9 protein-coding genes, 1 tRNA gene and 1 pseudogene are annotated in these 9193 nt (G+C 68.7%); 6 read left to right on the top strand and 5 right to left on the bottom strand.

Annotated features, from left to right (window positions below):
• Positions 1-20: 20 nt before the first annotated feature.
• The gene (locus ACFOES_RS09745; RefSeq protein WP_377833078.1) at positions 21-617 is read right to left on the bottom strand and encodes a TetR/AcrR family transcriptional regulator; all 597 of its coding nucleotides are present in this window, start codon (positions 615-617) and stop codon (positions 21-23) included.
• A gap of 109 nt (positions 618-726) precedes the next feature.
• On the opposite strand from ACFOES_RS09745, the gene ACFOES_RS09750 reads away from it, so the two are divergent.
• From ACFOES_RS09750 to ACFOES_RS09775, 6 genes are all read left to right on the top strand, one after another.
• On the top strand, positions 727-1020 hold the full coding sequence (locus ACFOES_RS09750; RefSeq protein WP_377833079.1) for a hypothetical protein: 294 nt from the start codon (positions 727-729) through the stop codon (positions 1018-1020).
• 76 nt (positions 1021-1096) lie between these two features.
• Positions 1097-2383: a homoserine dehydrogenase gene (locus tag ACFOES_RS09755; RefSeq protein ID WP_377833080.1), complete on the top strand. Its 1287-nt coding sequence runs from the start codon at positions 1097-1099 to the stop codon at positions 2381-2383.
• Between the two features lie 103 nt (positions 2384-2486).
• Positions 2487-3455, top strand: coding sequence for a class II fructose-bisphosphatase (gene glpX, locus ACFOES_RS09760; protein WP_377833081.1), 969 nt, complete (start codon positions 2487-2489; stop codon positions 3453-3455).
• 141 nt (positions 3456-3596) lie between these two features.
• The gene (locus tag ACFOES_RS09765) at positions 3597-4628 is read left to right on the top strand and encodes an alpha/beta hydrolase family protein (protein WP_377833082.1); all 1032 of its coding nucleotides are present in this window, start codon (positions 3597-3599) and stop codon (positions 4626-4628) included.
• A gap of 60 nt (positions 4629-4688) precedes the next feature.
• Positions 4689-6458 (top strand): single-stranded-DNA-specific exonuclease RecJ, encoded by a 1770-nt coding sequence (gene recJ / locus ACFOES_RS09770; protein WP_377833083.1) that lies wholly within the window; start codon positions 4689-4691, stop codon positions 6456-6458.
• Positions 6459-6664: 206 nt separating this feature from the next.
• Positions 6665-6739: transfer RNA gene (locus ACFOES_RS09775), tRNA-Glu, on the top strand.
• 198 nt (positions 6740-6937) lie between these two features.
• Here the strand turns inward: ACFOES_RS09775 and ACFOES_RS09780 are convergent.
• From ACFOES_RS09780 to ACFOES_RS09795, 4 genes and pseudogenes are all read right to left on the bottom strand, one after another.
• Positions 6938-7924: pseudogene (locus ACFOES_RS09780) on the bottom strand (tyrosine-type recombinase/integrase); the annotation flags it as partial.
• Positions 7921-8124 carry a hypothetical protein gene (locus ACFOES_RS09785; RefSeq protein ID WP_377833084.1) on the bottom strand — a complete coding sequence of 68 codons (204 nt, stop codon included), beginning with the start codon at positions 8122-8124 and terminating at the stop codon, positions 7921-7923. The gene ACFOES_RS09785 and the pseudogene ACFOES_RS09780, both read right to left, overlap by 4 nt.
• 163 nt (positions 8125-8287) lie before the next feature.
• Positions 8288-8881 (bottom strand): hypothetical protein, encoded by a 594-nt coding sequence (locus tag ACFOES_RS09790; protein WP_377833085.1) that lies wholly within the window; start codon positions 8879-8881, stop codon positions 8288-8290.
• 67 nt (positions 8882-8948) lie between these two features.
• The coding region (locus ACFOES_RS09795; RefSeq protein ID WP_377833086.1) for a hypothetical protein at positions 8949-9193 on the bottom strand (245 nt) is incomplete at its 5' end.

Genomic DNA, 9193 nt, shown 5'->3' on the forward strand with positions numbered 1-9193 from the left:
GGAAAGAAACCCGCCGGCGTTCAGGCCGTGTTGGCACCGACGGCCTTGAGCGCCATGTCGCGGTAGATCTGCTCGACCTCGGCCCGGCCGAGGCGGCCGCCCTCGCGATACCAGTTGGTCACCCCGGTGAGCATGGCGATCAGCGCCATCGTCGCCAGCCTCGTGTCGGGCACCGCGAAGCTGCCATCCTCCTGGCCGGCGCGCAGGATCGCCTCGAGCTCGTCCTCGTAGCGGTGGCGCAGCGCCTCGATGGCGGCGAAATTCCCGGGCTCGAGGTTGCGCAGCTCCATATAGGCGATGAACACCGCCTCGGGCCGGTCGAGATGGAAGCGGATGTGGAACCGGGCGAAGGCGTCGAGCCGGGCGCGCGGGTCGGTGCCCTTCGGGACCCCGGCCCAGGCCGAGAGCAGCTCTTCCATATGGGCATGCATCAGCTCGTAGAGCAGGCTCTGCTTGTCCGGCGTGTAGAGATAGAGCGCCCCGGCCTGGACCCCGACCTCGGCCGCGATCTGGCGCATCGACACCGCGGCATAGCCGTGGCGGGCGAACAGCCGCAGCGCCGCTTCGCGGACGCGCGGGCCGGTGGTCTCGGAGCGGGAACCTGTCTTGCGGGCCATGGCATCAGCTTTATCTGAACGCTCGTTCATTTCAAGTGCCGCTTGCGATGGCCGGCCCGGACGCCTAGTGTCGCGCCGTATTCAACCGGACCTGCCGCAGACCTCATCCATGCGCCGCCTGATCGTTCTTGCCTGCCTTGTCGGCACCGTCACCGGCTGCACCGGGTTCCCCGATCTCGACACCGCGATCAGCGCCGAGACACGCGCCGCGCCCTACCCGGCGCTGCTGCCGCTGGACGCGCTGCTCGCCGGCGGCGACGGCACCGCGACGGCCGAAGCCGGGGCGACGTTGACGGCACGGGCGGCGGCGCTGCGGGCGCGGGCCCGGGCGCTGCGCGGCCCGGTGATCGACGAGACCACCCGCGCCCGGCTGGCGGCGGCCGTGGCCCGGCATAGCGGCTGAGCTTCGGGGCGCGTTGCACCCCGCACCGCAACGCGCTAACAGTCGCCGAACCTATCCCGAGCGACGGAGCTTTCCCATGACCGACCCCCTGCGCCTTGGCATTGCCGGTCTCGGCACCGTCGGCATCGGGACCGTCAAGATCGTCCAGCGCCATGCCGAGATGCTGGCCCGCCGGGGCGGCCGGCCGGTGGTGATCAGCGCCGTCTCGGCGCGCAGCCGGTCGAAGAACCGCGACGCCGATATCTCGGGCTATGGCTGGGAGGACGACCCGGTCGCGCTGGCCAAGCGCGACGACGTCGACGTCTTCGTCGAGCTGATGGGCGGCAGCGACGGCCCGGCCAAGGCCGCGACCGAGGCCGCCATCGCCGCCGGCAAGCCGGTGGTCACCGCCAACAAGGCGCTCTTGGCGCTGCACGGCCAGGAACTGGCCGAGGCGGCCGAGGCGGCGGGCGTCTCGATCCGCTTCGAGGCGGCGGTCGCCGGCGGCATCCCGGTGATCAAGGCCCTGACCGAGGGGCTGGCGGGCAACGCGATCCGCCGCGTCATGGGGGTGATGAACGGCACCTGCAACTACATCCTGACCCGGATGGAGGATGCCGGCCTGCCCTACGAGACGGTGTTCGAGGAGGCCCGCGCCCTGGGCTATCTCGAGGCCGACCCGACGCTGGATGTCGGCGGCATCGACGCCGGCCACAAGCTGGCGCTGCTGGCCGCCATCGCCTTCGGCACCCGCGTCGCCTTCGACAAGGTCGAGCTCGAGGGGATCGAGCGGATCTCGATCGACGATATCCGCCATGCCGCCGACATGGGCTATCGCATCAAGCTGCTGGGCGTGGCGCAGATGACCGGGCGCGGGCTGGAACAACGCATGTCGCCCTGCCTGGTGCCGGCCGACAGCCCGCTGGGCCAGCTCCAGGGCGGCACCAACATGGTGGTGCTGGAAGGCGACAGCGTCGGCCAGATCGTGCTGCGCGGCGCCGGCGCCGGCGAGGGACCGACGGCGAGCGCGGTGATGGGCGACGTGATCGACATCGCCCGCGGCTGCGACCTGCCGATCTTCGGCCAGCTCGCCGCCAGCCTGGCCGAGGCGGTGCCGGCGCTGGTCACCGCCCCCGCCCCCTATTACCTGCGCATGACGCTGGTCGACAAACCCGGCGCGCTGGCCAAGGTGGCGACGGCGCTGGGGGATGCCGGTATCTCGATCGACCGGATGCGGCAATACGGCCATTCCGACACTTCGGCCCCGGTCCTGATCGTCACCCATCGCACCACCGGCGCCGATATCGCCCATGCCATCCGCCGCTTCGAGGAGACCGGCGTCGTGCTGGGCGCTCCGGTGGCGATCCGGATCGAGGAAGTCTGACGGTCGGGCGCAACCGCCGCCCGTTAGCGTCACCACGCTTGCCCCCCTCGACCGGCTCGGGCTAGGAGATGGGCAACGCATCCGAACCCGAAGGACGATCGACATGGCCGACGCCACCCAATTCCACGACCGCATGCTGTCTCTGGGCCTGGCCCGCGTCTCCGAGGCGGCCGCCGTGGCCTCGGCCAAGCTGGTCGGCCGCGGCGACGAGAAGGCCGCCGACCAGGCCGCCGTCAATGCCATGCGCGACCAGCTCAACCTGCTCGACATCTCCGGCGTCGTCGTCATCGGCGAGGGCGAGCGCGACGAGGCGCCGATGCTGTTCATCGGCGAGGAGGTCGGCAACGGCAACGGCCCGGCCGTCGACATCGCGCTCGACCCGCTGGAAGGCACCACGCTGACCGCCAAGGACATGCCGAACGCGCTGACCGTGATCGCGATGGGCCCGCGCGGCAGCATGCTGCACGCGCCCGACGTCTACATGGACAAGCTGGCGATCGGCCCCGGCTACGCCCCCGATACCGTCACCCTCGACATGTCCCCGGCCGAGCGGGTGCGGGCGCTGGCCGCGGCCAAGGGCTGCGACGCCTCCGACATCACCGTCTGCATGCTCGAGCGGCCGCGCCACCAGGACATGATCGCCGAGGTGCGCGAGACCGGGGCGGCGATCCGGCTGATCACCGATGGCGACGTCGCCGGCGTCATCCATTGCGCCGAATCCGAGATCACCGGCATCGACATGTACATGGGCTCGGGCGGGGCGCCGGAGGGCGTGCTGGCGGCCTCGGCGCTGAAATGCATGGGCGGGCAGATCTACGGCCGGCTGCTGTTCCGCAACGATGACGAGCGCGCGCGGGCAACCCGCGCCGGGATCACCGATTTCGACCGCGTCTATACCCGCGACGAACTGGTGACCGCCGACGTGATCTTCGCCGCCACCGGCGTCACCGACGGCTCGATCGTCCGCGGCTTGAAGCGCGAGCCGGGCTGGGTGACCACCGAGACGCTGCTGATGCGGTCGAAGACCGGTTCGGTCCGGCGCATGGTCTACCGCACGCCGATCAACGACTGAGCCGGGCGGGCGGCGACACCGCCGCCCCTTCCCTTCCCGCCTCGCCCCGCCTCGCCGCGCAGGTCACGGCGCCGCGAGCCCCTTGCGCAACCGGTCACGGTCGTGAGAGGTCAAGGCGCGATCCCTGCGATGCGAGGCCCGATGCGTTTCCCGATTCTGCCGCTGGCGCTCTGCGCCGTCCTCTCGGCACTCGCCCCTGCGGGCGCGCAGGCGCAGCCGGCCCCCGGCGTCGTCGGCTGGACGGTCACCGAGGCCAAGCCCGCACGCACGCTTTCGCTGACGATCTGGTATCCCGCGGCCAGCGGCGGCAGCGCGGTGAAGGTCGGCGCCAATGCCGTCTTCGCCGGCGCCGTAGGGCGCAAGGACGCCCCGGTCGCCAAGGGCCGCTTCCCGCTCGTGCTGCTGTCCCATGGCGGGCTGCGCTCGGCCGCCGACAGCGGCGCCTGGCTCGCCGCGCGGCTGGCCGCGGCAGGCTATGTCGTGGTGGCAGAGCACGGTCCGCGGCTGGGGCCGAAGGCGGCGGCGCAGGCGGTGGCCGAGATCGCCCGCCGCTCTGCTGATCTGACCACGGCACTGGACGCGGTGCAGCGAAATTCCCTCCTGCGCCCCCATCTCTCCGCCGGCAAGACCGCCGTCGTCGGGGTCTTCCTCGGCGGCACGGCGGCGCTGTCTCTGGCCGGTGCCCGGCTCGATCCGCGGGCCGTCGCCGCCAGCTGCGACAGCGCCGGCACGGGCATCGACTGCGGCTGGTTCAAGGCCCGGGGGTTCGACCTGCACCAGGCCGACCTTGCCCCGCTTTCCCGCCCTGCCGCCGACAAGCGGATCACCGCCGCCATCGCCATCGCCCCGGAATATGCCACCGGTTTCACCCCCGCCTCGCTGGCCGCCCTGCAGGTCCCCGTCGAGGTCATCGACCTCGGCAGGCCGGACACCCGGCCCGAGGGCATGAGCGGCGCGGCGCTGAAGGGGACGAGCCAGCGCCTGCACTACACCGAGGTGACCGGCGCCAGCCGCTTCGACGCCTTCAGCCGCTGCACCGACAAGGGCGCGGCGATCCTCGAGGACAGCGGCGCCGACGCGGCGATCTGCGCGCAGGGCGGCCCGGCCCGGGTCGCGGCCCATGCCGCGCTGGCGCTGGCGGTCCTGGATTTCCTCGGCCAGAAGCTGCGCTGATCCGGGGCGCGGCGCGATGGAGCGTGGCGAATCTCTTTCGCGGCACCTAGTATGGCGCGCATGAGCCTTGCCCCAGATATTGCGTTGCCCCCGGCCTTCCTCGGCGTCGAAAGCTCGGCCACCGGCCGGCGCTGGGTCGGCCCCTCGGCCGACGAGGACCGCCTCGCCGAGGCGATGGCCCAGACCACCCGCCTGCCCGCCCCGCTGTGCCGCACGCTGGTCCGCCGCGGGGTGACGCCGGAGGAGGCCGCCGCCTTCCTTGCCCCCACCCTGCGCGAGCTGCTGCCCGATCCGCTATCGCTGCGCGACATGGACAAGGCGGCGGCGCGCTTCCTCGACGCGGTCAAGCGGCGGCAGAAGATCGCGGTCTTCGCCGATTACGACGTCGACGGCGGATCGTCGGCTGCCCTGCTGCTGACCTGGCTGCGGCAACTGGGCCGCGACGCCACGCTCTACATCCCCGACCGCATCGACGAGGGCTACGGCCCCAACGTCCCGGCGATGCAGGCGCTGGCGAAGGATCACGACCTGATCGTCTGCGTCGATTGCGGCACGCTGAGCCACGAGCCGATCGCCGCCGCCAAGGGCGCCGATGTCGTCGTCCTCGACCACCACCTCGGCGGCGAGACGCTGCCGCCGGCGCTGGCGGTGGTGAACCCCAACCGCCAGGACGAGAGCGGCGACCTCGGCCATCTCTGCGCCGCCTCGGTGGTGTTCCTGATGCTGGTCGAGGTCAACCGGCTGATGCGGGCCGAGGACGCCCGGGGGCCGGACCTGATGGCGCTGCTCGACCTCGTCGCGCTGGCCACCGTCGCCGATGTCGCGCCGCTGATCGGGGTCAACCGGGCGCTGGTGCGGCAGGGCCTGAAGGTGATGGCGCGGCGCGAACGGCCCGGCCTCGTCGCCCTGGCCGACGTGGCGCGCATGAACGAGGCGCCGGCCCCCTATCACCTCGGCTTCCTGCTCGGCCCCCGGGTCAATGCCGGCGGCCGCATCGGCCAGGCCGATCTCGGCGCGCGGCTGCTCTCGACCACGGACCCGCAGGAGGCGCGGGCGCTGGCCGACCGGCTGGACGAGCTCAACACCGAGCGGCGCGAGATCGAGATGCGGGTGCGCGATGCCGCCCTGGCCCAGGCGGAAGAGCGCGGCCTCGACGGCCCGCTGGTCTGGGCCGCCGGCGAAGGCTGGCATCCCGGCGTCGTCGGCATCGTCGCCTCGCGGCTCAAGGAGGCGACCAACCGGCCGGCGGTAGTGATCGGGCTGGAGGGCGGCGAGGGCAAGGGCTCGGGCCGCTCGATCACCGGCGTCGATCTCGGCGCGTCGATCCAGCGGGTCGCCGCCGAGGGCCTGCTGCTCAAGGGCGGCGGCCACAAGATGGCGGCCGGGCTGACGGTTGCCGAGGACAAGCTCGAGGCGGCGATGGAGCGGTTGGGCGCGCTGCTCGCCCGCCAGGGCGCGGGCACGGCGGGGCCGGCCGACCTGCGGCTCGACGGGCTGCTGATGACCGGCGCGGCGACAGTCGACCTGATCGAGCAGATCGAGGCCGCCGGTCCCTTCGGCGCCGGCGCCGCCGCCCCCCGCTTTGCCTTCGCCGACCAGGCGATCAGCTTCGCCAAGCGGATCGGCGAGAGCCACCTCAAGATCAGCTTCTCCGACGGCATCGGCCCCAAGGTCGAGGCGATTTCCTTCGGCGCCTTCGACGGTCCGCTGGGGCCGCTGCTGGAAGGCCATGGCGGTCAACGCTTCCACCTCGCCGGGCGGCTCGAGATCAACAGCTGGGGTGGCCGCCGCCGGGTCCAGCTGCGCCTCGAGGACGCCGCCCGCGCCTGAGCCGCGCCCCGCCCCCGGCCCCTGGCCCGGCGGGTGGCCCGGCAGGTGGCCCGGCCCCTGACGGCCCCGCCTCTCTCCTCTCAACCTCTTAAAAACAGAAGAAAAACAGGCCCAATCACGGCAGAGGGCATTTTCGTCGCAAAATTCGCAAAATACCTCTTGCGAGTCACCGCGGCATTTCATAAACACCGCTGCACGCCAAGCGCGGCCCGTTCGTCTATCGGTTAGGACGCCAGGTTTTCAACCTGGAAAGAGGGGTTCGACTCCCCTACGGGCTGCCACTCATCCTTTGAAACAGTTGTTTTTGCAGGGCCATTGGCGCCCTGTGTCCCACGAAAAACACGCCGTGGGACACTGGCCCTTTTTTCACGGCCTGCTTCAACTCGTTTCGCAGCTTCCTCCGCCGCCTGAGCGCGGTCGAATTTGTCGACATAGACTTGGGCCGTCTTCGGGTCGCTGTGCGACAGCACCGCCATCACGGCGAAGACCGACCCAGTGTTCTCAGCGATCTCCTCGGCACGACGTTTTCGAATTCCATGCTGCGAACGATTGACCTTCCCTTGGTCGTCAACCAGCCCCGCTTGCTTGATCCATTTCCGCACCTTGTTCCCGAGGCTCGTCGCCGAGGCGAAAGGCTTTCCATGCTCTGTCAGCAGAAGTGCCGGGCTATCCTCGGAGACATTCGCGAGCTCGATCATCAGCTCTTCTTCCATGGGAATTTCGACGAATCGAGACCCAGCCTTCGAGGGTTGCCAATGCAGGTATTCGCCTTGCCCCTTGAACTTCACGTTCCAAGGCCCGAGCAGGTGCATATCGCCGATCCGGCCCGCAGTGTTGCGGGCGAGAAAGAACCAACGGCGGGCCATCGTCCCGCGGCCATGGCGATCGAGAAACTTGCGCTCGTCCTTGTCAGTCCAGCTCAGAGCGCCGCCCTTGGACTTGTGCTTGCTCCGCACACCGTAGACCTGCCCGTCATGCGGGAAACCATTTTCCTCACCCCACGTGTAGGCAGCGCGCAGAGCTTTCAGGCAAGTGTCCGCCGCCCCGGTTCGCGTGCCAAAGGCATCCCGGATGTAATCGAAGGCGGCCTTCGGCATGTTTGCCTTCATTGCCCCCATGCGGGGGCCCTTGCGCAATCGGCATTCGCAGGCATTTTTCAGACCAGTGGTCCGGCTGCCCAAGGTGAGCGAAGACATTTTCCCGGCTTCGACCTCCCCTCGCAGCCATTCCAGGTAGCCGTCACACAGTTGATCGAGCGTTCCAGCGATAGCTCGTTGCGGCTTTGCAAGCTTCAGCTTCTGGCCGAGCCGAGCCGCGTCGTAGTATGCTTCGAAGTCGGGATCGCTCGGACCGACTGGAAGCGTAATTCTCTTGCTCTTGTCTCCGTCGGGACGAACTCTCCAGCGCAGCTTACCAGCGGGCGTCTTCTCTCGACAAAGCCCGGGGTAGTCCTTGTTGATCTTCATGCGTAGTCTTCCCAGTCAAGGCCCTGCTCGTCCTTGACTTCGGTATCAAGCAGTGTGCTTGCCACCTCGACATCACCAACGAACTCGAAGGTGACAGCGCCGTCCAACGTGATCTGAAGGCTGACTTTCCGGAAACCGGCCTCATTCGCCGCGACGAGAGCGTTCTTGATAGTGGTCCGGGACGGTTTGGTAGCGGCCATTGCTAGTCTCTTCGAAGTTAGCGGGTTCCGGGGCGGGTTCCACACAGGTCGTTGCTGTGCTGAAGTCCGGGGCGGGAAATCCTTGAAGAAACACGATCCAGCCAGGCGCCATTTTCTCTGCGCTTGAGCGGAAGTGATTTCTCCGACGTTTTTTCCCGGGCGGCTAGACCGCTTCCACCGTCCCCCGAACACCCATGCGCTCAAGCAGCTCCAACTGCGCTCGCAGCCCATGACACTCCTTGTCGAGTTCCTGATTACCTGCCTTCAGTGTATCGCGCTCGATTTCCCAGGCAGCTTTCTCTTCCTCGAGAGCCCTCAACCGTTCGACCTGCTCTTTGACCGTCGCGTGCAATTCGGCGTTGCTCCGGACAAGTTCAGCGACATGATCTCGCTGCTCTTCGATTTCGGCATTCAACATCTCCCGATGCCGCGCGCGGGACTTGCCGACAGTGATGCGGATGGCCCGGTTGATATGCGCTGCCAACTCGCGTAGCGGGCTTTCATCCGCCTCATCGACTTCCGCGATGAATCGGTCCTCCCGCCGGATCCTGAGCATCTCGAGACCATCGGCGATAGCCTTTTCGAGGGTCCGCGTGTCCACGCTTGACGAAACACCATGGCGATCGACCAGTTCCCGCTTGACGAGTTGCGCGGTGAGATCGGCACCCGCGATCCCCGCCGAAAGCAGCGCCTCAAGCGTTTCGTGAAGCTGCGCCTCGGAGTAGCCCTTCGGTCGCCCGCCATTGTTCTTGGCCATTTCGACCTCCTTTACTTGAATTTGCCTTTGAGGGGTTTGCCAAGAGCATTGGCAAACCTTGCCCGGATCAATCTGCCGTCGGCCGCTCTTTGATCTTCAGAGTCCAGCGATTGCAGCGCCCGTCCTTGAACACCCGCGCGAGACCAGTCTTCCGCAATTCCTCGAGGGCCCGCTCGATCGCTTTCTTGTGGCTTTCGGTCTTGCTGCCGGGCGCGAACAGGCGGACCGGCACGAGGCCCAGGATCTCCGAGGTGGAAAGGCCCGCAGAACTCCGGTGACCTGCCACGGGATTTTTCCTCCACCGTCGATTAG

The sequence above is a fragment of the Acidimangrovimonas pyrenivorans genome, assembly GCF_042643245.1.
In the GTDB taxonomy this organism is placed as follows: domain Bacteria; phylum Pseudomonadota; class Alphaproteobacteria; order Rhodobacterales; family Rhodobacteraceae; genus Acidimangrovimonas; species Acidimangrovimonas pyrenivorans.

Coding starts and splice junctions, on each gene's coding strand:
- ACFOES_RS09790 (WP_377833085.1), bottom strand. CDS start 8,881: ATGGCCAAGAACAATGGCGGGCGACCGAAGGGCTACTCCGAGGCGCAG.
- glpX (WP_377833081.1), top strand. CDS start 2,487: ATGGCCGACGCCACCCAATTCCACGACCGCATGCTGTCTCTGGGCCTG.
- ACFOES_RS09755 (WP_377833080.1), top strand. CDS start 1,097: ATGACCGACCCCCTGCGCCTTGGCATTGCCGGTCTCGGCACCGTCGGC.
- ACFOES_RS09765 (WP_377833082.1), top strand. CDS start 3,597: ATGCGTTTCCCGATTCTGCCGCTGGCGCTCTGCGCCGTCCTCTCGGCA.
- ACFOES_RS09785 (WP_377833084.1), bottom strand. CDS start 8,124: ATGGCCGCTACCAAACCGTCCCGGACCACTATCAAGAACGCTCTCGTC.
- recJ (WP_377833083.1), top strand. CDS start 4,689: ATGAGCCTTGCCCCAGATATTGCGTTGCCCCCGGCCTTCCTCGGCGTC.
- ACFOES_RS09750 (WP_377833079.1), top strand. CDS start 727: ATGCGCCGCCTGATCGTTCTTGCCTGCCTTGTCGGCACCGTCACCGGC.
- ACFOES_RS09745 (WP_377833078.1), bottom strand. CDS start 617: ATGGCCCGCAAGACAGGTTCCCGCTCCGAGACCACCGGCCCGCGCGTC.